This window comes from Cystobacter fuscus (assembly GCF_044360685.1).
GTDB classification, from domain to species: Bacteria; Myxococcota; Myxococcia; order Myxococcales; family Myxococcaceae; genus Cystobacter; species Cystobacter fuscus_C.
This window is the reverse complement of sequence record NZ_CP043491.1, coordinates 493018-518851: the sequence shown is the minus strand read 5'-3', so window position 1 is coordinate 518851 and position 25834 is coordinate 493018. Positions and strand designations below refer to the sequence as shown.

The window sequence follows — 25834 nt, the reverse complement described above, 5'->3', positions numbered from 1 at the left end:
CCCCGCTCCCGCGCTCACCGCGTGGTGAAGACGAGATCATCCACGTCGTCGAAGACGCCCTCCGGACACGGCTCGGCACGGCCCGCGTAGCGGAACACGCCCCGGAGCGCCTGCGACGCCCCCACCGGCAACACGTACGTGGCCGTCAACACCTGGGCCCCCGCACGGTCCGGCGTGAGCGTCGCGAGGTGCGTCCACTCCGGAGCGCGCGCATCCGCCGCGGCGTACAGGTCCAACCGGTTCACCCCCGGCCGCGCGTACGCCCAGACCGTGGCCTCCACCCGCACGCGCCTTCCCGGTGACAGCCCCTCCCGCTCCTCGGCGATCACCCGCAGGCCGTCGAGCGCCTCGTCCCGCGCGTGCGTGCCGCCCTGCCCATCCGCGCACGAGCCACCCAACGTGTTGGGCGCGTGGGGCTCCGGACCGAGCAGCCCACGTCCCGCCAGCAGGCCCACCGAGTCACACCCCGCGCCCGCCTCGCCACACCGGGGCACGCCCAACACGGCATCGAACACGGCGCGCTCCACGCCACACCCCTCCTCGGCGCACCGGGGCGGCGCCTCCTCGCAGGGGCCGCACGACAACGTGCCCCCACAACCATCCGGGGGCTCGCCACACGTGCGGCCCGCGCTCGCGCAGCTCAAGGGCAGACACCGCTCCGGCACATACCGTTCGCTCGCGGGCGAGCCCCCCGGTGTCTCGCTCGAGCCGCTCACCACCAGCACCGCGCCATCCGGCTGGGGCACCAGCACCGCGCCCCTGCGCGCCGCCCCGAGCGGCGGCTCCACGCTCCAGGTGTCCGCCACCGGGTCGTACGTCTCCACCGACGCGAGCGCGCCCTTCTTCATGTGGAAGCCGCCCACCACCCGCACGCGTCCGTCCTCCGTCACCATCGCCCCATGTCCCTCGCGGGGCACGCCCGGCGCCGCCACCAGTCGCCACTCACCACTCGCCGGGTCGTACACCTCCGCCGTGGCCGCCGCGCGCGCCGTCATGCCCCCCACCACCAGCACCCGTCCATCCGGCAGGCGCGTCACCGAGTGTCCCGAGCGGTGCGTGCCCGCCGCGCCCCCCACCGGGCCCGCCTTGCGCCACTGGCCGCTGGCCGGGTCGTACAGCTCCGCGAGCAGTCCGCCCACGAAGAGCACCTCGCCCGTGTCGAGCACCACCGCCGTCCCGGCGCCCTGCCGCGACGACACCGGCGAGCCCGTGCGCGTCCACCGGCCCGTCGCCGGCTCGTACAGCTCCGCCGAGCGCACCGGGAGCCGATCCGCGTCCACCCCGCCCGCCACCAGCACCCGCCCATCCGACAACACCACCGCCACCGCCTCCGCGCGCGCCTCGGCCAGCTCCGCCACGCGCGACCACCGGCCCGTCGCCGGCTCGTACACCTCGCAGCTCGCCAGGACGCCCGAGGCCGACATGCCCCCCACCACCAGCACCCGCCCGTCCTCCATCCGCACCGCGGCGGAGTGACGCCGGGCGGTGCGCATCGCCCCCGTGGCCCGCCAGGCCCCCGTGCCGGGCTCGTACACCTCACCACCCGCCAGCACCCGGCCGCCCTCCAACGCCACGAGCGGCCCCCCGGCCCATGCCGGGAGGCACACGAACACCAGCGCGAAGAGCGCCGACGCGGCGCGCCCAACCCTCGTCATGACCTGGTCCTCCCCTCTTCGGTGAAGGACGGTTTGTACCCGCCGGGTCTGACATCGCCGGGGCGTACTTTCCCAGTGATTCCAATGGTTTATCGCCCGACATCCCACCCACTCCGGCGGTGGGACGAGGCGCCCTGCCGCGTCGCGTCGTCTCGCGGATGGACACGGCGGAGCGAGTGTCGTCCGGACTCCGAGGAAGGGAGCGAGGAGGAGAGCGAGCGGGCTCGGACCCAGCCTGGGGGTGAGATGCGCGCGCCCTGGATGTCCGGCATGATCCGTCGTCTCCGCGCGGAGGGGGGATGCTTCCGCTCTCCGGTCGGAGTCCCTCAGGAGAGACCCCGACCATGAGCCTGACGGCCATGCCCATCCGCTTTCTTCTCTCGCCCTCGCTGGGAGAGGTGAAGGAGCACGTGCGCGCGGAGCTGTTCGGCCGGGCGCTCGCTCAGCGGCTGGGCCGCCCCATCCTGGTGGAGCTCGCGCCGTCCTACGAGGTGTTGGAGCGGGAGCTGGCCGAGGAGCGGGTGGAGCTGGTCTGGGGCACGGCCGAGCAATGCACCCACTACGAGCCGCGCGCCCGGGCGGTGCTGCGCGCGGTGCGGGCCGGACAGGGCAGCTATTACTCGGCGCTCCTGTGCCGGGCGTCGCGGCCGCTCACGTTGAGCACGCTCCAGGGCACGCGCGCCGCCTGGGTGGCCCCGCGCTCCACGGCCGGCTACCTGCTGCCCACGCGCTACCTCACGGAGATGGGCCATCCTCCCGCGGACACCTTCCGCGAGGAGCACTTCCTCGGCACCTACCGCAAGGCCCTGCTGGCGGTGCTCGAGGGTGAGGCGGACGTGGCCGCCATCTACGCGAGCCACCCCGAGGAGGACACCGTGCGGGCCTACCTCGCCGAGCACCTGGGCGCCGACGAGCGCCACCTACAGCCCTTCGCCTACACCCACGCCACGCCCGCCGACGGCCTCATCATCACCTCCCGCATGAGCGAGGCGGACACGGCCACGCTGGTGTCCGTGCTCACCTCGCTCGCCGGCAGCACGGGCGGACTCGAGCCGATGCTGGGCCTCTTCGACAGCGAGGGCTTCGTCCTCGCCTCGGAGGCCACCGCGCGCACGCACACGCCCCGCGCCGTGCGGCAGACGGACTACCTGGCGGCGGAGGTGGATGCCGGGCAGCGCTGTCTGCGGCTGTGGACGCCCACGGGCAAGGCGTTCGGGCGGGACGTGCGCGAGGCGGAGGGACGGCCCCTGGGGGAAGCCCTCGGCATGGAGGCGGGAGGCGCGTTGGCGGCGCTCGCGCGCTCGGCGCGGCACAGCGGTGGAGGCCGGGTGGAGTACCGCCTGGAGGTAGAGGGAGAGACGCGCTGGTTCGCGGCCGAGGCCACCCTGCGGACTCCGGCGGACCCCGCGCGGGAGGCCACCACGGCGGTGCTGGTGTGCGACGTCACCGAGCTGCGCGCCCAGGAGGAGCGGCTCTACCGCCTGGCCTCCTTCCCACTGCTGCACCCCGAGCCCATGCTGGAGCTGGGTCCGGACGGCGTCCTGCACTACGCCAACCCCGCGGCGCACAAGGCCTTCACGGATCTGTTCCCGCTCGGCTCGGGCCATCCGGTGGTGGAGGCCTCGCTCGCGGCGGCCCGGCGCGCCTCCGCGGGCGACACGCCGAGCGTCCAGTGGGAGGGCCGTCACTGGGAGCTGACGGTGACACACCTGGTGGATCCCGAGGGCCTGCGGGTATTCGCCAAGGACGTGACGGTGCGCAAGCAGATGGAGGCGCAGCTCTTCAAGGCGGACCGGCTGGCCGCACTGGGCTCGCTGGCCGGAGCGGTGGGCCACGAGATGGGCAATCCCCTCGCCTACATGCTGGCCAACATCGGCTTCGCACGCGAGGAGCTCACGCGCGTGGCGGAGGTGCTGCGCTCCCAGAACCATGCCCTGTCCACGGACGTGGCCGACGTGCTCGAGGCGCTGACCGAGGCGGCCGATGGCGCCCACCGGCTGAAGACGATCGTCCAGGATCTGCGCACGCTGTCGCGCGCGCCGCCCGAGCAGCACAAGACGGTCGACATCATCCCCGTGCTGGAGCACGCGCTGAACCTGGTGCGGGTCGAGCTGCGCCACCGGGCGCGGTTGGAGACGGACTTCCAGCCGGTGCCTCGGGTGGAGGGCGACGAATCCCGGCTGACCCAGGTGTTCGTGAACCTGCTGCTCAACGCCCTGCAGGCCATGGACGAGCCGGACGCGGCGAACAACGTGCTGCGGGTGGCGGCGTACACGGGGGAGACGGGCGAGCTGGTGGTGGAGATAAAGGACACCGGCCGGGGCATGTCCCCGGAGGTGGTCGCGCGCATCTTCGAGCCCTTCTTCACCACGCGCAAAACGAGCACGGGCCTGGGGTTGTCGGTGAGCCACGCCATCGTGACGGGGCTGGGCGGCACGCTGCGCGCGGACAGCCGCGAGGGCGAGGGCACGCTCTTGACGGTCATCCTGCCCGCCGCCCAGGAGCAGTCCCTGCTCGAGGCCGGGTTCGAAGACGAGCCGGACCGCGCCGCCGAGGGCAAGTGACGCCGGGCCCGGGGGTGGTTACAACCCGCCCATGCTGGTGCACATCCCCCACGTCCTCACGGCCGCCCAGGTCGCCCACTGCCGCGACGTCTTCGCCCAGGCCACCTGGGAGGACGGCCGCGCCACCGCCGGCCACCAGTCCGCGCGGGTGAAGCAGAACCTGCAACTGCCCGAGGACAGCCCCCAGGCGCGCGAGCTGGGAGAGCTCGTGCTCCGGGGCCTCGAGCACAGCCCCCTGTTCATCTCCGCCGTGCTGCCCCAGCGCGTCTTCCCCCCGCTCTTCAACCGCTACGAGCCGGGGATGACCTTCGGCTCGCACGTGGACAACGCCATCCGCCCGCTCGCCGGCACGCCCCTGCGCCTGCGCACCGACGTCTCCGCCACGCTCTTCCTGTCCGAGCCCGACAGCTATGACGGCGGCGAGCTCGTCGTGGAGGACACCTACGGCAGCCACGCGGTGAAGCTGCCCGCCGGAGACCTCATCGTCTACCCGGCCTCGAGCCTCCACCACGTCACCCCGATCACCCGCGGCGCGCGGCTCGCCTCCTTCTTCTGGGTGCAGAGCATGGTGCGCGACGTCTCCCAGCGCGCCCTGCTCTTCGACCTCGACATGGCCATCCGCCAGCTCAACCAGGAAGTGCCCGCGAGCCCCACCCTCGTCGTGCTCACCGGCGTCTACCACAACCTCCTGCGCCAATGGGCCGACCCCTGAGCGCTGCTTCTGGGATCCTCAACTTCCGCTCTCCCCCCTCGTTGACGCCCCCAGCATCGTGGGATATTGCTCGTCCGAGCAGAAATGAGAATGATTCTCAATTTCCCCATTGAGATGCCTCCGCCCGGCACCGACAACGCGAGTGCCCCCGCGGTCCGTGAGCGGCTCTTCCGCATGGGAGAGACGTCGCGAGTTGGAGGCGAGCGGGAGCGCTGGGGCTGGGCCCTGCTGCTCGCGGCGCTCGTGCATGGGGGAATCGCGGGAGTGACGGCGGTGGGGCTGACGCTGCCCTCCGTGCCCCGGGAAGCGGCGCCCGAGGAGCCGGAGCTGGTGTTCATGCACTTCGCGCCCCCGCCCCCGCCGGCCGCCAGCACCACGGCCACGCGCGCGGTGCAGCCCGAGCGGGTGAAGTCCCGCTCGCGCACGCCCACCCCGCGCCCGGTGTTCCCGCGCGTCCTCCCCCAGGAGCCCCTCCCCGAGAAGCCCGTGGAGACGCCCCCCGAGCCCGAGCCGGCCGTGTCCGAGCCGGAGACGGCCACCGAGCAGGCCCCGGCCCAGGAGCTGGCCCTGGACAGCGCGGGCGTGGGCAACACCCTGGCGGGGGTGCTCGGAGGCGTGATCGGTGGCCAGGAGGGCGGACTGGTGGGAGCCACCGGGGGCGCGCTCGAGCTGAAGCAGGTGGCGAGCCCGCCGCGGGTGCTCCAGCAGGTCAAACCCCAGTATCCCCGCTCGGCCCGGAACGATGGCATCGAGGGACTCGTCCTCGTGCGCGTCATCATCGGCGTGGACGGACGCATCGAGCCCGGCAGCACGCGGGTGGTGCGCTCCGTGGCGGCGCTGGATGCCGCGGCCATTTCCGCCGTCAGCCAGTGGCGCTTCTCTCCGGCGCTGGGCCGTCAGGGCCGCCCGGTGCGCGTCATCGTCGAGATTCCCGTCCAGTTCTCCTTGAAGTGAAGCACGCGCGGCGGGGGGGCCCTCCCCTTTTCCGCGCGCACGAGCAGCCATGCGCATCAGTGTCCACACCCTCGTCTTCTGGCCCCACTTGATCGCGGGCCTCCTCGCCGGGCTCATCATCGCGGTCATGTCCTTCACGGGCATCGCGCTCGCCTTCGAGCATGAAATCCTCGACTGGGCGGACCAGGAGACGCGGCGCGTGGAGGTACCCTCGCCGGGCGCGCCCCGCCTGCCCATCGACGAGCTGCTCGCGCGCGTGCGCACCGCCCGCCCCGGAGCCCAGCCCTCGGCGGTGACGGAGTACCCCGAGCCCACGCTCGCCGTGACGGTGAGCACCGGCCGCACCGGCGGCGTCTACGTGAATCCCTACACGGGCGAGGTGCGCGACTGGGGCGCCACGGGCTGGCGCTCCTTCTTCCACCTCATGGAGGACTGGCACCGGTGGCTGGGCGCGCAGGGCGACAGCCGCCCCATCGGCAAGGCCATCACCGGCGCGAGCAACGCCATCTTCCTCGCGCTCGCGGTGACGGGCCTCTACCTGTGGTGGCCGCGCAAGTGGACGTGGCGCACCGTGCGGCCCGCGCTGTGGTTCCGGCGCGGCCTCAAGGGCAAGGCGCGCGACTGGAACTGGCACAACGTGATCGGCTTCTGGCTGCTGCCGGCACTCATCGTCATGACGGCCACGGGCATGGTCATCTCCTACAAGAGCATCTCGGACCTCGTCTTCAAGCTCGCGGGCGAGACGCCTCCCGCCACCGGAGGGCCGCCGCCCGGGCCCACCGTCCAGGTGCCCACGCCTCCGCCGGGAAGCGCGCCACTGCCGCTCGAGGCGATCTTCGCCCAGGCCCGCCAGCAAGTGCCCGCCTGGGAGAACATCACCCTGCGGCTGGGCGGTGGCGGACCTCCGCGCGGCAACGCGCCCGCGCGCGGCCCGGGAGCGAGTGGTCCCCGGCCCGGCGGCAACGAGGGCCCCGGAGAAGCGCGCAAGCCTCCCGCCCCTTCCGCCCTCACCCTCGCCGTGCGCGAGCCGGGCACCTGGCCTCCCTTCGCGGCGACGCAGGTGTCGTTGGATCCCTACACCGCCCGGGTGCTGCGCCAGGACGCCTTCTCGGACCTGTCCGCGGGCAACCGGGCGCGCCGGTGGATGCGCTTCCTGCACACGGGTGAGGCGCTCGGGCTGATCGGCCAGTTCCTCGCCGCCGTCGGCTGCCTGGGCGGACTCTTCCTCGTGTGGACGGGCTTCACCCTGTCCTGGCGCCGCTTCTTCCCGGGCAAGCGCGCCGCCGCTGCCTCCGCCGAAGACACCGCGGGTGCCGAGCGGGTCGAACCCACCGTCTGATCGCCGCCCCCCTCCACCCGTCCTCCGAAACGCACCGCTCCACCGGCGCGCCCCACCCGGCGCGAACGGCCGGGGTGCGCCACGGAGGACCGAACTCCCCGCACGCACAAGGACCGAACATGTCATCCAAGCTCAACACCCCTGGCATCCGCGCGACGAAGGGCCTCGCGGGAGGAGTCCGCGGCAAGCTCTGGCCCCTGGGGCAGGCCGCGGTGGGCCTCGCCTCGGCGCTCGCGACGGGGGGCGCGCTCGCCCAGGAGTCCACGCCGCCCACCGAGACCCCGCGCACCGAGAGCCCCGCCGCGCCAGCCTCGTCCGAGGGCACGGAGAACACCTTCGTGCTGCCCACGGTGAAGGTGCAGGAGGCGGCGGACCCGCGCGAGTACCACACCGAGCAGAGTGGCCTCACGCGGCTGCCCCAACCACTGCTCAACACGCCGCAATCGGTGACGGTGGTGCCCGAGAAGGTCATCGAGGAGCAGAACGCGACGACGGTGCGCGATGCGCTGCGCAACGTGTCCGGCATCACGGTGAGCGCGGGTGAGGGCGGGCGCCAGGGAGACACCTTCAACCTGCGAGGCTTCTCGGCGCAGAGCGACACGTTCCGCGATGGCGTGCGGGACCTGGGCTGGTTCACGCGGGACACCTTCAACCTGGGCGGCGTAGAGGTCTTCTTCGGTCCGTCCGCCGTGCTCTTCGGCCGGGGCTCGACGGGAGGCGCCGTCAACCTCACCACGAAGCGCCCGAGCAAGCGCGCCACGAGCAGCGTGAGCCTCACGGGCGGCACGGCGCCCTCGGGCCGGCTGGAGGTGGACGTCAACAGCGTGATCAGTGAGCGCGTGCAGGCGCGCATCAACGTGCTCGGGCAGCTCGCCAACATCGCGGGCCGCGACGACGTGAGCGAGAACCGCCTGGGCTTCGCGCCCTCGCTGACGATCGCGCTGGGGCAGAACACGTCGCTGGACTTCGACTACTTCTACCAGCACGAGCGGAGCGTGCCGGACTACGGGCATCCCTACTACCAGGGCGGCCCGGTGGGCATCACCTACGGCGTGGGGAGGGAAGTCTTCTACGGCGTGAGGGGCGAGGACCGAGAGCGCGTGAACGCCCACGTGGGCACCGCGCGCTTCCAGCACCGCTTCGGCGAGGGGCGTGAGGGCAGCCCGCGGCTGACGAACACGCTGCGCCTGGGCGGGGTGGACCGCTTCTCCCGTCCCACGTCTCCTCGAGGGCTCGTGCCAGCCATCAATCCGGAAACGATTGGCCGCGAGCGCTACCAGACGGACACGGACCACCTCTACCTCATCAACCAGACGGACCTGCGGGGCGAGCTCCAGACGGGCATCGTCAAGCAGACGGCGAACATCGGGCTCGAGCTGTCACGGGAGTCGCGCGACCAGTACCGGGACAACCTGACCGCGTCGGGCGCCTCACCGAACCTGCCCGCCGACCTGTTCGACCCGGAGCCCACGCCGGACCTGACCACCGTCAACCGCGTCTTCTCCGGCTCCAACGAGAGCCGCCAGTGGGACGTGGGTGTGTACGCGGCGGATCAGATCTCCATCTCCCGCTTCGTGGAGGTGCTCGGCTCGGCGCGCGTGGACGTCTTCCGCACGAGGTATTCAGCGGTGGACCGGGCGGGCGTGCGCACGAGCCTGCAAAACAAGGACACGCTCTTCAACTGGCGCGTGGGGCTCGTGCTGCACCCACTGGACAAGACGAGCGTGTATGCCATGTACGGCACGTCCGCGAACCCGTCGGCGGAGGCGGGAGCGCTCGCCAACAACAACGCCACGCTCGAGCCGGAGAGCAACCAGACGTACGAGATTGGCGCCAAGGCGGAGCTGCTCGAGTCGCGGCTGGGGTTGAACGCATCGGTGTTCCGCATCGAGAAGACGAACGCGCGCGTGGCGAACAGCGATCCCACCCAGCCGCAGCTGGTGCTCGAGGGAGCGCAGCGGGTGCAGGGCTACAACGTGGGGGTGACGGGGCAGCTCACGAGTGCCTGGAGGGTGCTGGCCAACTACACGCACCTGGACTCGGAGATCCGTGAGCACACCAACCCGTACCTGGTGGGCCAGCCGCTGCCGAACACGCCCAAGCGCAGCCTGTCGCTGTGGACCACGGTGAGCATCCTGGACGGCCTGACGCTGGGTGGCGGCGCCGTGTACCAGGACGTGACGACGGTGAACAACCCGACCTCGGCGGCGCAGGGCTACAACAAGGTGCCCAACTACTGGCGCTTTGATGCCTTCGCCAGCTACTCGCTCTGGGAGCGGCTGGACCTGCAGCTCAACGTGAACAACCTCACGAACAGGTTCTTCTACGACCAGTACTACGCGGGCCAGGCCATCCCGGCCGCCGCGCGCTCGGCGTTCCTCACCGCGCGCGTGCACTTCTAAGCCCGCACGGAGAAGGCGGCGGGGCGGAAGACCGCGACCGCCGCGCCCGTCTTACACGTAGTGGTTCAGGTCATTGGAAATCAACGCGGCCAGCAGCGTTGAGCCACCGGGTGGGCAGTGCTCGACCTCCACGTCGGGCACGACCACCAGGGCCTCTTCTGGCGAGAGCCGCTCGTAGTTGAACACCTCCTGGAGTGCCCGCTCGATCAGCGCGATACCCTCGGCCACTTGAGGACGCTCTCGCGGCAACACCTCGGGCTCTTGCTCCAACCCCTGGAGGCCGTAGCAGAAGAAAACCGGGGCGAGCACACTCACGCATCCCACCGCGATGAACGGCGTGCCTTCACGCAGGAGCGCCACCCGCCAAGAGGGATGCATGTACGGCACCGTGAGATCTCGCACGCGATAGGCTGGCGCGGCTCGTTCCCGCAGAAGCGCCAGCACACGTTGCCAGGGCTCCGCGTTCCGCGATGCACGCCGCCATGCCTCACGGGCGCGGAGGTACTCGGGGGTCTCGGTGTACCGCTCATCCGCTGGACTGATGCCGCGCGGATGGAATCGTCGAGCGGTTTCGATGAGCGAGGCAAGGCGGGCGCTTGTCATTGTCCATCCGGTGAAATGGGGATGACTGGGATATCGTGCACACAGGTATTGTTGACTCGGGATCCAGGTAGACTGATTTTGAGAATTCGATTGTACTCTTCGACAAAGGCCCCGCAGAGTACAGCGGACATTACCTCGGGTGAGGCCTTCGAGAGCACGAGATATGCGGCTTGATTGGCAGCACTCGCCCCTGCTACTTGTGCCCGCTCTCTCGTGATTTCTCGCGGAGGTGGTGCGCCCGGACGAAGCCGGATTGGTGTGCCAACCGTGAACGTACAACGAACGGTATTCCCTGTGTTCCCATGGATAAATGCCGCACGAAAGCAGACCGCTTGCCATCCCCCATCAACATCTACCGGGACAATTTGTCTGTAATCGAACTTTCCTGGCGTGATGAATCCCCGTACCTCATTGGGTCCTGCGCCACATAAAGCGAAGGTCATCAACAGGATGAGGAACCACTTCAAGGATTTCATCATTCGCGCTCCAAAGGACGCAACGTGGAGATGAAAGAGGCGAGAGTACGAAGAGAAAGGGCGGCGCGACAAGACCAAGCGCAGTTGTCCAGGACGGAATGAGGTCAGCCCACCTCGCCATCCTGTGAGCCGCGAACTCCCCCCATCAGCGAGCCTGCAGCCTGGGCTGGGCGGAGTCCGACCTTCGTGGTACATCGCCTGCATGTGGCGCCGAGGTAGGCACGCGTGAGGATCAACATGGCCACGAAAAGCCGGGGAAGAGCACAGCAGTCCAAGAGGGTAAGGGCGGGCTCGCGCAAGCAACTCCCCTCGAGGCCCCTGCCCGTCTACCTGCTTTCGTTGACCCTCGAGAACGTCCGCTGCTTCGGGCCCACGCAAACCCTGCGGCTCGCCGATGAGCAGGGACGTCCGGCGAGGTGGACGGTGATTCTCGGCAACAACGGCATGGGCAAGACAACCCTGCTGCAGGCTCTCACGACGTTCGAACCCGATTCGCCGCGCTCCAGTCGCGAGAACGCCTACGTTCCCAAAGCTTTCGGTCAGCCTTGGTTTCCGACTCATCAACACATGGGTGTAGCCCGTTTGGCTGTCGAAGCCATGGAGGGCGGACTCCTCGCTGGTGATGAACGAAAAGAACCTGTCCGGGTGGAATACAAATTCGAACCTGAAAGGGGATACTTTGAATGGGATGGTATCGATGAATCCTTCCTCTCATTGGTGTGCCACGGCTACGGAGCGACTCGCCGAATGGGAACTGGCGCATTGTCCGCGCCGAAGGAAGCCCAGCACAACGACAGTCTCTTCTTTGAAGATGTACCCCTGAGAAACGCCGAGGAGTGGCTCCTGCAAGCGGATTACGCCGCCAGCAAGGCGTCACGCCAACCCGGTGGAGCCGCGCGGAAGCGCGACCGAATCAAACAGCTTCTCATTGACCTGCTCCCGGAGGTGAGCGACCTGCGCTTCATCCCTCCCAATGAGAGCAGCCGCAATGCCAGGGTGGAGGTCCAAACGCCCTACGGATGGGTCCCAATGCGGGGCTTGAGCCTGGGATACCGGACGCTCATCGCATGGCTGGTGGACCTCGCGAGCCGCTTGTTCGAGCGCTATCCCGAAAGCCCCAACCCGCTCGCGGAACCAGCGGTGGTCCTCGTGGATGAAATCGATCTCCACCTGCACCCGACCTGGCAGCGCCAGCTCATCGGCTACCTGACCGAGCGCTTCCCTCGAACCCAATTCATCGTGACCGCGCACAGCCCGCTCGTCGTTCAGAGTGCCACGGATGCGAACATCGTGGTCCTGAGACGAGAGGGCGACCACGTCGTCATCGACAACGACGTGGAATCCATCCGGGGTTGGCGGGTGGACCAGATACTCACGAGTGATCTGTTCGGACTGAAGACGGCCCGGCCGCCCCAGATCGAGGAACTCCTCAAGGAGCGGACCGCCCTACTCTCCAAACCCCGGTTGACACAGAAGGACAAAGCCAGACTGCGCGAGTTGGAGTCCATGATCGGTCCTCTGCCCACGGGCGAGACGAAGACCGAGCGCGAAGCTCTCGAACTCATCCAACGCGCCGCCGAGCGCCTGAAGGATGGCCGGAAGTGATCCGCGTCCGCAAGCCGGCCGAGCCGCCCGAAGTCCTTCGGACGAAAGGAGCACACGCCCTGCGTACCATGAGAGCGGCGCATTCACGCTCGCCCCGGAGCTACGAGACCGGCAAGAAGTCGTTCGAGTTCGACTCGGGCCTCTATGGGCATGAGACCGTCAAGGCGGCTCTCCGGAAAGCACAGCATCTCAAGTGCGCCTTCTGTGAATCGAACTTCGCCCACATTTCCTACGGGGACGTCGAGCACTTCCGCCCCAAGGCGGGGTGGCGTCAGAAGGAGAAGGAGCCCCTCGGTCGACCTGGCTATTACTGGCTCGCCTACGAGTGGACGAACCTCTTCCTGTCCTGCACGCTCTGCAATCAGCAGTTCAAGAGGAACCTGTTCCCCTTGAAGACGCCCAAGCGAAGGGCTCGCAACCACAAGGACGATGTGTCAGTGGAAGACCCTCTGCTGCTCGACCCGGCGGCGGATGATCCCGAAACCTTCATCTCCTTCCGGCAAGAAGTGCCCTACGCAGTGGAGGGCAACAAGCGCGGGGAGACGACGATTCGCACCCTGGGGCTCCGGCGGGTGGAACTGGCCGAGCAGCGGAGAAGACACCTGAGTCATGTCAAAGCGCTGCAAACCATCAGCAAGCTCCCCATCCCCGAGGCCTCGGAGGCCCGGGACCAGCTCCAGAGCATGCAGCAGGACTCCAGTGAATACGCCGCGATGACCCGCGCCTTCCTGCGCTGACGTCCGCAGAGCACCAAATGCAGGGAAGCACTCGTCGGGGAACTCCGGGTTCCGGCGAGGGAGATCTCCACATCTGGCACGCCCCTCAACCAGTGGGTCACTCGGAACTGACGCGCAGGCAGGCTCATGACCATGCGGTACTTCAAGCTCTCCGATGACATGGAAGTTCCTGGGCGCTGGCTGCTGGGAGATCCGACGGATTCACAAGGCCATGAACTCGATGACCCATGGCAGTTCACGGATGGAGTCCCTGTCCGCGTCGAGAAGCGACTCCGAATCCCCATCGATCATCCAGGGAAACCGCTCGATTTCTCCCTGGCGGGCGTCGGTGTCACGCCCATCGTTCACGAGCGGGCCGCCAGCATCTTCGCGGAGCTGGCATCCGACGATGTACAAGTCATCCCGGTCGATATCGACGGACAGCCCGGGCCATACTGCATCCTCGTCGCGACCCGCACTCTCCGGTGCATCGACGACCATGCATCCGCGCAGGTGCAGTACTGGAAGCCGGAGGATGGCCGACCGGACAGGGTCGGCGAGTACCGAGCCGTCCACGGACTGCGTATCGACCCGGCCCAGGTGGGCGAGGCCAGGGTGTTCCGCACCTGGGGGTGGACGGTGGCGCTCATCGTGTCCGAGGACATCAAGGAAGCATTGGAGCGCGCGGGTGTCACAGGCATGAAGTTCAAGGAGGTCTCCGGCCCGAGCGCCATCGCTCCTGAGGAGCGCGAACGCAACCACAAGCTCCTGGAGCTGCGAGCACAGATGGACGCGGCCCGCGAAGCCTTCTGGCGCACCCTGGGGAGGATGGAGGAGGAGGTCATCATCCCCATCGTCGTCGGAGGGAACTGGCCGGCACGACGGCAGGTCTGGCGCGTCATCCGCCGCACGGAGGGACGTACCCTGTTGGTGACCGACGGACTCTCGGACTTCTTCGTGGAGCGCGTGGAGCCATCCGTGGGCTTCGGCCTGGAACTCGCGCTGGAGACAGGTGAACCCCTTCAGGATGTCGAGAAGAGCTGGCCCCTGCTACTGCTGGAGAGGGTGAGCAACGAAGTGGCCGAACACGAGCAGTTGCGCGAAAAGCTCGAGGCAGGCTTCCTATCCATGGAACTCCCCGGCAAGGACATGCCCGAACCGCTCCTGACGAAGGACGGCAGGGTGGGGGTGTTGCTGGGCATGGAATCGAGCACGCTGCCAAGCCGCTTCACCCTGCCCGCCGGGGAGGTGCGGCTGGTCACCATCAAGGTCTTGATGCCGCCGGAGTTGGCGTACCTACTGGAGCACGGGAAGCGCGGACGGGACGAGCTGGTGCGCCGCTTCATCCAAGGCAGCGACGAACACCTGTCCCGCGCTTGGCGCCGCTCCGTGGTGTGACGGCGCACAAATCAGGTGACGAGAGGGCCACCTGCTCTCGGCTCTGGATGGTTCCAGCATCCGCACCGTACCCGACAGAACCCGCCCAGGGCCTTGACTCGAAAGGTCAAGTCCGCGTCCTATGGCGAGAAAGGAGCGGCACATGGCGGACGAGCAACACTGCCTGAGGCTTTTCCAGACATGGGCGGAGCCAGCGAAACAAGAACTGGTCTCGGCGGGTTGCTCCGCCACGTCCCAGGATCAGCAGCATCCACGCCAGTCCACGTACCCTCTCGGGGTACAGCGGCCCGCCCTGCATGACCAGGGCGGGTCACCGCATTCGCGGAACGGCAGGTGTTACCTCGGCAATGGCCTCAGGAGCAGATGCCGCCGCGCTCGTTTTCGTTGCAGTAGCGGCCACAGAAGATCGCCGTGTTGATGCATTCGGTGCCATCGCAACAATAGAACAAGTGAAAGCCGGCTTCGGTGCGGGTGGGCTCAGCCGGCTCCACCTTCGCACCAGACAGGCCGCACTGCTGTTCGCACTCGACGGCGGAACCGATACACGTGGCGCCGTTGGCGCACGAGATCTCCTCCTGTCCGTCGGACATGCCACAGCCCGCCAGCAGTCCCGCCGCCATCAGCCCTGCAATGATTGCCGCTCGCATGTATTTCTCCTGGTCCTGACAGCTTTTGCTCTCTTTCCAGGATATCCATGCCAATGGCGACAGGGCAAGCGCCGTTTCCGTCCTCGCCCGGCGCTCCCACCCTCCCGAGTTCACGTCCCGGGTGGCGGACCCTCCGTCCCTCAGATTCTTCAGCGTCCGCATCGTACCCGACAGGACCCACCAGGGGCCTTGACTCGAAAGGTCAAGTCCGCTTCCTATCGCGGGAAAGGAGCGGCACATGGCGGACGAGCAACACTGGGCGAGCGTCAGATTGGGACCCTTCCACCTCGGCGCGAGCCATGACGAGCTGGGACCGGGTCTCGGGCGTCTCTACGAGGCCTGGCACACGGACACGGGAGCCCCGGTGCTGCTGTTGCGGCCCGGTGGGGACGTGAACTGGCAACCCGAGGGCCCCTGGCGGGTCCAGCTCCTCTTCGACCCGAACTGGTCCTCCGTCGTGGTGAAGGTGGAGCAGGCGCCCGCCCCGCTCGATGTGTCGGACCTGGCCAACCTCCTCGTGATGACCACCGCGGCGGTCACGCGGGTGGAGGACAATCCGCAGGTGCGCGCCCACCTCGCCTCCTCGCGCGGGGGAGATGCGAAGTCCTCGGCGCCGCACACGGGCCGCAAGTCTGTCTTCAGACAAGAAATGGCGCTCGCGGGTCTCGCCATGCTCTCACTGGGGCTGAGCGTCTGGCTGTACGTCGAGAAGCATCCCAACACTCCACCTCAGCCCACGGCCAGCCTGGATTCCGAGGTCCGCTCCCCGAAGAAAGCCGTGTACTTCATCGACTCGGAAGAGTCCGGTACGACCGCCATTGCCTATCCCTTGCCCGAGAAGCCCTTCCAGAATCAGTTGATCCCACCCTGCAATGTCAAAAAACGAGGGGAAGTGGCCATCAACAATGGGTGCTGGGTGGCGCTCGAACAGCGTCCTCCGTGCGAGGACGATCACGCCGAGTACAAGGGCAAGTGCTACCTGCCCGTCGCGCGAAAGGACCGTCCGCCCCAGTCGGCCCAACCGTGAGATCGCTTCCGCTCGCTCGGGCACGGCTCGAGCGTGTGCCCTGGCGAGGTGTCACGCGGCAAGGGCAACACTCCTCCATTGCCCTCGCCGCGTGAGCATCAAGACTGTCGTACTCCCTGCTCAGCGGAGGTCATCACAGGGCATCGCGAACGAGCACGAAGGACCAGTGATCGCTCCCGAGGCCCGGGTTGTCGATGCTTCCCGTGACCACCAGCTGGTTCTGCGGGCCGGCGTAGCACACGACGTTCTGCAACTGCAGCCAGCTGCCGCTCCAGGTGACGGAGCGGAGCCAGAAGCTTCCGCCGCGCGCGACCCACAGGGAGGTGCGGTCCTCGTCGCCGTTGCCACGGTCGGTGAACACCTCGGTGAAATCCCCCGTGAACACGTCCGACGTCGCGTTGTACCCGAGCGCGAACGTCGCGCTCTGGGGGGCCGCCGACGTGTGAAGCGGAGTCGTCTCGATCTGATAGCCCTGCGCCATCGCGAAGTGCGTGAAGCCAAGGGCTCCACGGGCAGTCACCGCGGACCCGATCCCCAGGACCCGCCTGCCGTCGGACCGCGAGGCGTTCAGGAAGGAATCGACGCGGGTGCTGCACGCAATGGGCGCGCTCGCGTACGCAGGCGCCGCGGACAGGGCAATGGCCAGAGCAACACCCGAAATGCTCGATACGACGTTCATGTGAACTTCCTCCAGATATTTCATCGACATGGAATGGAACCGCACTCTCACCGAAGACCCACGCGCCCCCCTCGAGAACGGCCCATCGACTCGGGGGTACCGGTGGAGTGGGCGCTTCATACGTTCGCCCGCGTGATGGGAGCGTGACGGACCAGGGCCTCGTGACGTTGGCCCGAGTGATGGGAGCGTGACGAACCGTGGCCGGGTATGGAGGAAGTGAAGCGGCTGGCCGGCCACGGGCCTGAATCGATGGGGGCTCGTTCTTCAGGGGAAGAGCGGCGCCGCGAGTTTCGCGGTGCGCGCACGCTGTGGGTGGTCGCCGACGGGGATCCGGGCCACCTCCTGCTCGGTCGCGTAGGAGAGGACCGACACGGTGTCGTCGCCCGCCACCGAGACGAAGCAGTAGTTGCCATCGGCGCTGGTGGTCGCCCAGTAGGTCCGCGCGCCGAGCGGGTGGATGCGGTAGCGGAGCGTCTCGCGAGAGACGATCGCCGCGTAGTTGGACATCGTTCCCGCCACGCAGAGCTTGGTCCCATCGCCGCTCATCGCGAGTCCGTGGTGGGCGGAGTCGAGCACGTATTGGTCACGGCGCAGCGCTTGGACTTCCTCGGGGACCGGCAAGTGGGCGAGCCGCGTCACGCGATCCTCCTGCAGGTCGTACTCCACGAAGCCGTGGAAGAACGACACCTGGAAGTAGAGGAACCGCTCGTCGGGGGAAAGCGCCATCGGCCGGACCGACGCACTCATGTCGGGCATCCCGAGCGCGGCGAGCTTCTGGCGCACGTTGATCTTCTTGAGGACCTGCAACGTGCGTGCATCGACGATCTGGAGAAAGCGATCCCCCTTGGTGCCGTCCAGGTCCGGGGTATCGAAAGGCGTGTAGACGAAGCCGATGCTGGCGTTGAAGATCTTGCTGCCGTCGCGGGTGTAGTTGTTCTCGTGCGGGTTGTCCCCCGCGGAGAAGGAGCCGACGATGCTCCCCGTGGCGGTGTCGATGACGTTCACGCGATTGGCCGTCGAGGCCGAGACGGCGAGCCGGGTACCATCCGGCGAGATGGCCATGTGGTCGGCGCGCTGACCGTCGACCCGCGTCCGCCACAGGATCTTCCCGGTGCCCACATGGAGGGCAACGACGTCCGCGAAGCTCGGCCGCGAGACGTAGATGACCTGCCCGTCCTTCGAGGCGAACATGTCATCCACGAACTGATCATGGCCCTCGCCCACCTGCTCGCGGATGAGCAGGAAGTACGTCAGGCGCGCGGGGTCGAGCAGGATCTCCTGCATCCGCTCGCTCTGGTCCGGAATCACGTTGATGCGCTTCAGCCGCTGGTAGGTCCGCACGTCAATGACGTCGGCGGTCCCGTCCCAGTTGTTGCCGACCAACAGGACGTCGCGCATCGGCGCCTGGGCGGCGGCACTGAAGGAAACCAACATCGATACGGCGGAGAACAACGAAACGGCCCGAGCGCACCATCGGCACAAGCTCACGCCCACTTGCTGGGTACTCATCGTAGGACCTCTTCGGGAGGAGTCAGCGTTGCAGTCTGGACCGCAACGCGAGGGGAGTTACCAAGCCACGCCGCGACATCGCCCCCACCAAAGGGAGGGGAAACACCCCCCCACCCGTTCCGATCATCCACATTAAACGGCTTTATCCACTATTACTTGACAGTCAGGATCCTGATTTGTACTCCTTCGGGATGAATGCAAGACGCTTGAACAGGTTGCTGCTGGCGGTGTCCCTGGCGCTCAACGCGGCGGGATGCGTGGAGCAGGATGAAGCCATGCAGCCGCGCCCCACGGAACCAGCGGGCGAGACGACACAAGCGGTCGTCTCGCAGGGGATCAAGGACAAGGTCATCGCCGGTTACCAGGGCTGGTTCTCGGCCTATGGTGACGGGTCGCCGGTCGAGCGGTGGTACCACTGGTCGGGGGGGACCTACCGGTCCAACCAGGGAATGCCCGCTCCGGGTTATCAGAGCTTCGATCTGTACCCGGACGTCTCGGAGTACCCGCCCGGGTCGCTCTTCCAGACCGGCTATGCGCCGCTGGGAAACGGAGCGCCAGCGAAGCTGTTCTCCTCGTACTCGGCGGACGTCGTGAACAAGCACTTCCAGTGGATGCAGCAGTACGGCATCGACGGGGCCGCGGTGCAGCGGTTCATGACGACGGATGGGGTGTTCATGGAGCACCGCAACAGCGTCGCCACCAAGGTGAAGACCGCCGCCGAGGCGACCGGACGCCTCTTCTACATCATGTATGACATTTCCGGCATGGACGATGCCACCTTCGTCCAGATGATCAAGGACGACTGGACGAAGACGATCGTCGGCCAGCTCCAACTCACCGCCTCCCCCCGCTATGCGGTGCAGGATGGAAAACCGGTGGTGGCCATCTGGGGAGTGGGCTTCGCGGATCGGTCGAACTCCGCGGCACGCTCCGCGGAGCTCATCGACTGGTTCCGCGCCCAGGGCACCTATGTCATTGGCGGAGTGCCGACGAACTGGCGCACCAGCAGCGGAGACTCGAAGCCGGGCTTCACCGAGGTGTACAAGAAGTTCCACATGATCTCTCCGTGGACCGTCGGGCGCTACAAGCACGACGTGGAGATCGACAGCTACATGAACACCCACGTGATTCCCGACCGCGATTACTGCGCCACCTACGGCATGGCCTACCAGCCGGTCCTGTTCCCCGGCTTCGCCTGGTACAACTGGAACGGCGGGCCGAAGAACGAGATCCCCCGGCGCGGGGGCGCGTTCATGTGGAAGCAGGCCGTCAACATCCGGAGCGCGGGCATCCCCGCGGCCTACATCGCCATGTTCGACGAGTACGACGAGGGAACGGCCATCGCGAAGGCGGCCGAGGACTCGTCGATGACGCCCACCAACCAGTACTTCCTCACGCTGAGCTCCGACGGCAGCTACATCTCCTCCGACTTCTACCTGCGCCTGGCGGGCAAGGTGACGAGGATGATCGAAGGGCTCGATGCGCTCACGCCGACCGTTCCCATCCCCTACACGAACGGACCCGTCTGGTTCCGCACGGGTGGGGAGGAGACGGATGCCGCGCTCACGTGGAGCAACACCATCGACCCGACGGGAGGGGGAAGCGTGGGAGTGACGGGCCCTGGAGGCACGGGCAGCGCCGGGTTCGGCGTCGTCTCGGGAGAACGGGCCCACGGCGGAAGCAGGGCCCTGCGGCTCTCCGGGCGAGATACCGCGGCCACGGGCTCCTTCGCGTACTTCAAGGCCTATGACGTCCACATCCCGGTGCAGGCGTCGACCCAGCTGTCCTTCTGGACCTACCCCCAGAACAGCCTGTCCCAGCACGTGACCGTGGATCTCATCATGACGGACGGCACGTCCCTCCGGGACTCGGGCGCGACGGACGTCAACGGCCTCGGCATGCACCCGGGAGCCATCCGCGGCACCGTCAACGCGTGGACGCAGACGAAGTCCCGGATCGGCCAGTGGCTCGCGGGCAAGACGATCGACAGGATCTTGATCGCCTACGACTACGGTCCCCTGACGGGTGACTTCGTCGGGTACGTCGACGACATCGAAATCAGCAACTAGGCCCGGGGGGGACGAGGGGCTGGAGGGCCCCCAGAAGGAGCCCTCCAGAAGGTGTCAAACACCTCGTACAACCTCTACGCGCCGTCCGAGCGAGGGCTCAGGGCATGGTGCGCAACTCGAGGTTGTCGAACCAGATGTCACCCACGCCGCCGTCGGAGCCCTGGCCGAAGCGGACCATGACCTGCTTGCCCAGGGGAACGCCGGAGGAAGGGGCAACGAAGGTCACGCCACTGGTCAGCACCCAGTCCGCCCCCACCGTGACGCGGCCCGTGACGAGCGCCACGAAGGAGGTGGGGGAGTTGTCGATCGCGGCGTAGCCGATCTGGTAGGGCACGACGCCGGTGTTGTCTCCCCCGCCCTGGGCATAGCTGCGGAAGGTGTAGCTCTTGTTGGCCTGGAAGCGCAGCCCGGGGATGAGCTGACCCACCGTCTCCTGGGTGCCAGCCGAGTAGTAGCCGAAACGGGCGCCCAGGCCCGCGTTGCCGTTGCGCGGATACTGGGAATGCCACGCCCAGGCTCCGCTGGGGCCCCAGTTGGCGATGGTGCCGTACTGGGCCGTGCTCTGCGTCTCCATGCTGCCGTTCTCGAGCAGGATGATCGTGCCGGTGTTGGGCGTGATGGTGACGGTGGCCGTCTCGGAGAGGCCGCCGCAGGTGGCGGTCACATAGTAGGTGCCCACGGTCGGCGGGGTGAGGGTGCCCAGGTTGGCGGGATAGACCAGGTAGCCGTTGGGACCCGTCACGGTGATGGTCGTGCAGCAGGAGGTGATCTGACCGGAGCCATTCTGGAACGCCCCCACATTGATGCTCCCTCCCAGCGTCATGGAGAGGGTCTGCGTCCAGGGGATCGTGATGTTCGGCTGCACGCGCGACTGGATCGAGTTGTAGGGACACGTGGCCAGGCTGGCGCCCTCCTCGCGGAGTCCGGTGGCGTGCTCCGACAGCTCGGGGGTGGGGCCGCAGCCGGCCAGGCTCCATGCGGCGCCCAACACGGCCAGGGACACGCCGCGCCACGTCTGGAAGAAACTCTCTCGGTTATTGCTCATGGTTGTTGCCTTTCTTTGCCAAGGCTCCTCATGTCGGGCCTGGCGGGGAAGGGAGGGATCTGGCTATCGAGGTGCTGCCGCGAGCAGAGCGGACAGTGGCCCAGTGTCCCCTTTTTTCTTTTTCGCTACACACACCAGGACGCCAACCATTTACGTCAAGGCGCCAATGTCCCTTTCAAGCACGCGGCGTCGTTTGGGGAAGAGTCCGGTGCGACGGCCATCGCCTATCCCATGCCCGAGAAGCCCTTCCAGAATCAGTCAACCCCACCCTTGCAATGTCAAGAAACGAGGGGAAGTGGTGCTCAACCATGGATGCCCCGGAAGGTGTCAAACACCTCGTACAATGCGCCCGGGAGGACGCATGGACATGGAGGTATCCGCTTCGGAGTGTGCGAAGGGGCTGAGGGTCGGAATCGTGGGGGGCTCGATCGCGGGCTGCGTGTGCGCCATCGAGCTGTCTCGCGCCGGGTGTGAGGTGGAAGTATTCGAGCGCTCCACGGGGCAGTTCGAGGACCGGGGAGCGGGCATCACCACCTCCCTCCCCCATCTGGAGCTGCTCAAACAACGCGACCTGGTGGACTCCCATTTTCCCGTCGTCGAGGCGGGGAGTTCCATGTGGACGGTACCGGCGGAGGGAGAGCCTCGGGGCCGCATCCTCCGGGTGCAGCCGGCCTCCGTGGCGGGCATGAATTGGGGCCAGCTCTTCGCCAACCACCGCAAGCGCGTCCCCGAGAAGGTGTACCACCGGGGGTGCGACGTCACGGGCGTGGAGGCGCGGACGGACGGCCCGGTCACCCTCGTACTGGAGGACGGGCGGCGTTTCACGTTCGACCTGGTGGTCTTCGCGGATGGCTATCAGTCCTGGGGCCGCGGGCAACTCTTCCCCGAGGTGAAAGCGGAGTACGCCGGCTATCTCATGTGGCGGGGGATGGTGGAGGAGGAGCGGGTGCCCGCCGCGACGTATGGAGCGGAGGGCCGGGTGGAGTGGGCCGTCCACGAGGGAGGACTGTGCATCCTCTACGCCATTCCCGGGGTCAGGGAGGAGTGCGCGTCGGGGCAGCGGAGGGTGAACTGGGCCTGGTACACGCTGACGCCCGAGGCGCGGCTCGGGGAGTTGCTGACGGACAAGCGGGGCCGCCGGCACGAGACGTCACTGCCGCGAGGGGCGGCACGGGGGGAGCACGTCCGAGCCCTGCACGAGCACGCCCGGCAGGCGCTGCGCGGGGTGGCCGCGGAGGTCATCTGTTCCACGGCGGAGCCCTTCATCCAGGTTGTCTATGATTTGCACGTGCCGGCATATGTGCGGGGGCGGGTGTGCCTGATGGGAGACGCGAGCTCCATCGCCCGGCCGCACACGGCGGGGGGAGCGATCAAGGCGCAGCAACAAGCGATGGCGTTGAGCCAGGCGCTGCGGACGCACGGCACGTTGGACGAGGCGCTGCGGGCGTGGAACGAGGAGGTATGGGAGGCGGGGGACAAGCAGGTGAGCCTGGGCAAGGCGCTGGGGCGAGCGATGCTCACCGAGGCGCCGGACTGGGGCGCGATGGACGAGGCGCGCATGGTGGAGTGGTGGGACGCCACCACGCGCGGGATGCACGTGTATTACGCCCGGCCCCGGTGAGTCGAGCAGGATGCGCCGCAGATCGCCGCGATGCACCTCGAGAAGGACCGTGCCGTGCTGGTCGAGCACCCGCGAAGTCTCGGAGAGAGGACGCGACGACCATTCATGAGCCGACACCCGACCTTCCGAACCGCCCGAGTACAACCGGGGCCCCGGAGTCCTCGGAGCCTCACCACTCGGTCGGCCGGGCGGTGAGCCGTCGAGGAACATGCACTGTGTCGCGATCAGTCACTGCCACAAAATCCGAGGGAGCGGCCCCATCTGAGGATCAGGAGGCCAAGGCTTCGGGGGCAGTAGCACAGAGCGAATTGAACGGCGAGCAGTCAGGCGCTACCTGTTCGCGGGATTCGTGGATAAGGTGCACCTTGATCACGGCGCGTTAAGGTGTGTCTACGGAGGTTGCCATGTCCAAGAGCGGTACGAGTCACGGCTCGAGGGGTACCAAGGCGGATGAGGACTCCGTTTTCGTCAAGGAGCGGCAGTTCCGCGATGATCCCGAAGCCTGGGCCCGTCGTGCGGATGAAGCGCCACGCGTCGTTGTCACATCGGACGATGGTGAGCGGGTGAGCTTCGTCATCATCCAGCAACGTGAACCCCTCGACTGATGGTCGCGGTGACCAGGGAGCCCGCGGACGTCGTCGTCGAGATCATGCGGAAGTACCTTCGCAATGGTCCGACGGGCTGCGCCTTCGCGGCGGACTACGCCAAAGCCGCAGACGCCATCCAGTGGGGAGTCTGGTCCGGAACATCTCTATCGGTGCTATCCCCGTCGGTGCCACTCCACGAGGACCTGGCTGCCTTCTTCACGGGTGCCGCCCGGATGCAGCGACCGGGGATCGCGGTGTTCCCGGAGATTCGAACCGCGGAAGACATCGTTGAACTCCTGGTGGGACTCGCGGGCAAATCCGGCTGGTCGCTTTCACGAGAGGAGTGGAAGCGGTATCCGCGCGGCGATGAGTTGGCGGGCCTGTGGTGGCAAACCCCCGCTGGACAACGGACCAGCGTGATGGGGTTCGCGCCTCTCGGGTCGATGCCGGTCACGCGCCGTGCTCCCTTCGTCGCTGTTGCCGCGTGGACCGGCCCACAACTCAATCCACAGAAGACCAAGAAGATGAAGGTCCCGGGCCCGTCCAACGAAGTCGGATTCGTGGACATGAAACTCATCCATCCCGACACCCACGACAGCATGTGGGATTCCACGAGCGAAAAAGTGCGCGAGCTCAAGGCACTGACGAAGGAGGGAGCCGCGCGACCCACGGTCGCTTTCTGTTTGCCCGCCTCGTGTGCGCCGCACCTGGCCAAGCACTATCAAGTGGCAGCGACCTGATTCGCGGCGCGGTAACGAGAGACATGGCACTCAGGCAGCGCGGCGCTCCTCGTCCGAGCTCACTTCCGTTCGCTCAGGGGACGGTGCGACCCCGGACGTCCAGTCGCGAGGGTCTCCCCTTCGCGCTCCTGGGTGAGCCCGGTGGCACTGGAGAGCTTCGAGTCCCCATGGGGGTTGTCCGTGCGCGCCATGGACTGGGATTGCGCCCGCTCGGGCCTGGCCTCGGACAGGGGATGCGTGCTTCCCGGTCGGCCCTCCGCGAGTGTCCCGCGGCTCGGCTCGAGGTGGACGGGCTCGAAGCGCTCGCCGGACTCGCGGGGTGAGAAGAGGGCCCCCATGGGCTCGGGGAGTTCCTCGCGAAGCCGGAGCAGCGTCCCCGGGCTCAACGCCTCCGCGAGGAATTGACAGACGACGCCCGTGAGTTCCACGGCGCGTCCGAGCGGCACCTGCATCCGGTCCGCGACACGCGCCTGGAACTCCGCGAGGTTGAAGTCCTGGCGGTCAACCCCTTCCCTCATGCCCGCGGTCAGCGAGCCGGGAAGGTCATCCGCCACGGCCTGGATGACGGGCCAGCTCAAGCGCTCGCTCAGGATCTCGAGCACCATGTGCACCATGCGCTCGGCGTCCTGGGTGCCAGCTTGTCCGGTGTGCTCGGCCACATCCGCTAGAAGTTCCTCGTTCATCATCGCCATCCCTCCTCGCGAGCGGTGGCACCCAGGCGAGCGAGCCGTGAGAGCCGGTCGCCGGGAGCGCCCACTCGAAGATGCGCATCGACGTCCGCGAAGGCGATCGGCCCGACTCCGAGAGGAACCACCCGCTACCCCATGTCAGAGGTAGGGTGTAGCTTGTTCGCATGAATCCCGACTCCAGCGGTGCTCCCTGGCCAGCCCTTGAAGAGACACGCCCGGCTGCCCATGCTCCAGGCATGGGCAGCCGCCAGAAGCGCAAGGCGACCTACGCGGACCTGGAGGCAGTCCCTGCGCACCTCGTGGCGGAACTGGTGGACGGCGAGCTGTACGCCAGTCCCCGGCCCGCCTCCCCTCACGCGCTCGCGCATGGCGCGCTGCTCGGAGTGCTCTACAACCCCTTCCACCTGGGAAGGGGAGGCCCGGGCGGATGGCTGCTCCTCTTCAAACCCGAGCTGCACCTGGGCGAGGACGTGCTGGTGCCGGACCTCGCCGCCTGGCGCCGCGAGCGCATGCCGGAGGTGCCCGACGTCGTGGGCTTCACCCTCGCGCCCGACTGGGCCTGCGAGGTGCTCTCTCCTTCCACGAAGTTACTGGACCGGGAGAAGAAGATGAAGATCTACGCCCGCGAGGGTGTGCGCCACCTGTGGCTGGTGGACCCGCTGCAACAGTCCTTGGAGGTGTACGGACTGCACGGCGAGCAGTGGGCGCCACGGGGCACGCACTCCGGTCCGGCCCGCGTACACGCCGAGCCCTTCACCCCCCTCCTCCTGGAGCTGAGTGTTCTCTGGGCGAGGTGA

General features: G+C 67.7%; 21 protein-coding genes. 14 read left to right on the top strand and 7 right to left on the bottom strand.

Annotated features, from left to right (window positions below):
- Positions 1–14: 14 nt before the first annotated feature.
- Positions 15–1655 carry a Kelch repeat-containing protein gene (locus F0U63_RS02110; protein ID WP_395843135.1) on the bottom strand — a complete coding sequence of 547 codons (1641 nt, stop codon included), beginning with the start codon at positions 1653–1655 and terminating at the stop codon, positions 15–17.
- Between the two features lie 344 nt (positions 1656–1999).
- On the opposite strand from F0U63_RS02110, the gene F0U63_RS02105 reads away from it, so the two are divergent.
- From F0U63_RS02105 to F0U63_RS02085, 5 genes are all read left to right on the top strand, one after another.
- A complete protein-coding gene (locus F0U63_RS02105; RefSeq protein ID WP_395843134.1) occupies positions 2000–4219 on the top strand; it encodes a PhnD/SsuA/transferrin family substrate-binding protein in 2220 nt (739 codons plus the stop codon).
- Positions 4220–4250: 31 nt separating this feature from the next.
- A complete protein-coding gene (locus tag F0U63_RS02100; protein ID WP_395843132.1) occupies positions 4251–4931 on the top strand; it encodes a Fe2+-dependent dioxygenase in 681 nt (226 codons plus the stop codon).
- Positions 4932–5021: 90 nt separating this feature from the next.
- Positions 5022–5885, top strand: coding sequence for an energy transducer TonB (locus tag F0U63_RS02095; protein WP_395843131.1), 864 nt, complete (start codon positions 5022–5024; stop codon positions 5883–5885).
- A 49-nt stretch (positions 5886–5934) separates the two neighbouring features.
- Positions 5935–7224 (top strand): PepSY-associated TM helix domain-containing protein, encoded by a 1290-nt coding sequence (locus tag F0U63_RS02090; RefSeq protein ID WP_395843129.1) that lies wholly within the window; start codon positions 5935–5937, stop codon positions 7222–7224.
- 119 nt (positions 7225–7343) lie between these two features.
- Positions 7344–9626, top strand: coding sequence for a TonB-dependent receptor (locus F0U63_RS02085; RefSeq protein ID WP_395843127.1), 2283 nt, complete (start codon positions 7344–7346; stop codon positions 9624–9626).
- Between the two features lie 51 nt (positions 9627–9677).
- Here F0U63_RS02085 and F0U63_RS02080 read toward each other — a convergent pair whose 3' ends face one another.
- Positions 9678–10004, bottom strand: coding sequence for a hypothetical protein (locus F0U63_RS02080; RefSeq protein ID WP_395843125.1), 327 nt, complete (start codon positions 10002–10004; stop codon positions 9678–9680).
- A gap of 938 nt (positions 10005–10942) precedes the next feature.
- Between F0U63_RS02080 and F0U63_RS02075 the strand changes: the two genes are divergently transcribed.
- From F0U63_RS02075 to F0U63_RS02065, 3 genes are all read left to right on the top strand, one after another.
- Complete coding sequence (locus F0U63_RS02075) at positions 10943–12310, top strand: AAA family ATPase (RefSeq protein WP_395843123.1); 1368 nt, start codon at positions 10943–10945, stop codon at positions 12308–12310.
- 68 nt (positions 12311–12378) lie between these two features.
- Positions 12379–13047, top strand: coding sequence for a hypothetical protein (locus F0U63_RS02070; protein ID WP_395843121.1), 669 nt, complete (start codon positions 12379–12381; stop codon positions 13045–13047).
- 126 nt (positions 13048–13173) lie between these two features.
- Positions 13174–14424, top strand: a complete 1251-nt coding sequence (locus tag F0U63_RS02065; protein WP_395843119.1) for an imm11 family protein — start codon at positions 13174–13176, stop codon at positions 14422–14424.
- A 353-nt stretch (positions 14425–14777) separates the two neighbouring features.
- On the opposite strand, the gene F0U63_RS02060 is transcribed toward F0U63_RS02065, so the two are convergent.
- Positions 14778–15071 carry a hypothetical protein gene (locus F0U63_RS02060; RefSeq protein ID WP_395843117.1) on the bottom strand — a complete coding sequence of 98 codons (294 nt, stop codon included), beginning with the start codon at positions 15069–15071 and terminating at the stop codon, positions 14778–14780.
- 238 nt (positions 15072–15309) lie between these two features.
- On the opposite strand from F0U63_RS02060, the gene F0U63_RS02055 reads away from it, so the two are divergent.
- Positions 15310–16098 carry a hypothetical protein gene (locus tag F0U63_RS02055; RefSeq protein ID WP_395843114.1) on the top strand — a complete coding sequence of 263 codons (789 nt, stop codon included), beginning with the start codon at positions 15310–15312 and terminating at the stop codon, positions 16096–16098.
- Between the two features lie 133 nt (positions 16099–16231).
- Here F0U63_RS02055 and F0U63_RS02050 read toward each other — a convergent pair whose 3' ends face one another.
- Both F0U63_RS02050 and F0U63_RS02045 read right to left on the bottom strand, forming a co-directional pair.
- Positions 16232–16777: a hypothetical protein gene (locus F0U63_RS02050; RefSeq protein ID WP_395843112.1), complete on the bottom strand. Its 546-nt coding sequence runs from the start codon at positions 16775–16777 to the stop codon at positions 16232–16234.
- 264 nt (positions 16778–17041) lie between these two features.
- Entirely contained in the window at positions 17042–18286 is a 1245-nt protein-coding gene (locus tag F0U63_RS02045; RefSeq protein WP_395843110.1) for a YncE family protein, read from the bottom strand.
- A 206-nt stretch (positions 18287–18492) separates the two neighbouring features.
- Here F0U63_RS02045 and F0U63_RS02040 point away from each other — a divergent pair, with 206 nt between their 5' ends.
- On the top strand, positions 18493–20355 hold the full coding sequence (locus F0U63_RS02040; RefSeq protein WP_395843108.1) for a glycoside hydrolase family 71/99-like protein: 1863 nt from the start codon (positions 18493–18495) through the stop codon (positions 20353–20355).
- Between the two features lie 97 nt (positions 20356–20452).
- On the opposite strand, the gene F0U63_RS02035 is transcribed toward F0U63_RS02040, so the two are convergent.
- The gene (locus tag F0U63_RS02035) at positions 20453–21400 is read right to left on the bottom strand and encodes a hypothetical protein (RefSeq protein ID WP_395843106.1); all 948 of its coding nucleotides are present in this window, start codon (positions 21398–21400) and stop codon (positions 20453–20455) included.
- A 361-nt stretch (positions 21401–21761) separates the two neighbouring features.
- Between F0U63_RS02035 and F0U63_RS02030 the strand changes: the two genes are divergently transcribed.
- The 3 genes from F0U63_RS02030 to F0U63_RS02020 all read left to right on the top strand — a co-directional run bounded on the left by F0U63_RS02030 (position 21762) and on the right by F0U63_RS02020 (position 24348).
- On the top strand, positions 21762–23021 hold the full coding sequence (locus tag F0U63_RS02030) for an FAD-dependent monooxygenase (RefSeq protein ID WP_395843104.1): 1260 nt from the start codon (positions 21762–21764) through the stop codon (positions 23019–23021).
- A 404-nt stretch (positions 23022–23425) separates the two neighbouring features.
- On the top strand, positions 23426–23626 hold the full coding sequence (locus F0U63_RS02025; RefSeq protein WP_395843102.1) for a hypothetical protein: 201 nt from the start codon (positions 23426–23428) through the stop codon (positions 23624–23626).
- Positions 23626–24348 (top strand): hypothetical protein, encoded by a 723-nt coding sequence (locus F0U63_RS02020; protein ID WP_395843100.1) that lies wholly within the window; start codon positions 23626–23628, stop codon positions 24346–24348. The genes F0U63_RS02025 and F0U63_RS02020 overlap by 1 nt, the downstream gene beginning before the upstream one ends.
- A 59-nt stretch (positions 24349–24407) precedes the next feature.
- On the opposite strand, the gene F0U63_RS02015 is transcribed toward F0U63_RS02020, so the two are convergent.
- Entirely contained in the window at positions 24408–25034 is a 627-nt protein-coding gene (locus F0U63_RS02015) for a DUF2267 domain-containing protein (protein ID WP_395843098.1), read from the bottom strand.
- A gap of 239 nt (positions 25035–25273) precedes the next feature.
- On the opposite strand from F0U63_RS02015, the gene F0U63_RS02010 reads away from it, so the two are divergent.
- A complete protein-coding gene (locus tag F0U63_RS02010; protein ID WP_395843096.1) occupies positions 25274–25834 on the top strand; it encodes a Uma2 family endonuclease in 561 nt (186 codons plus the stop codon).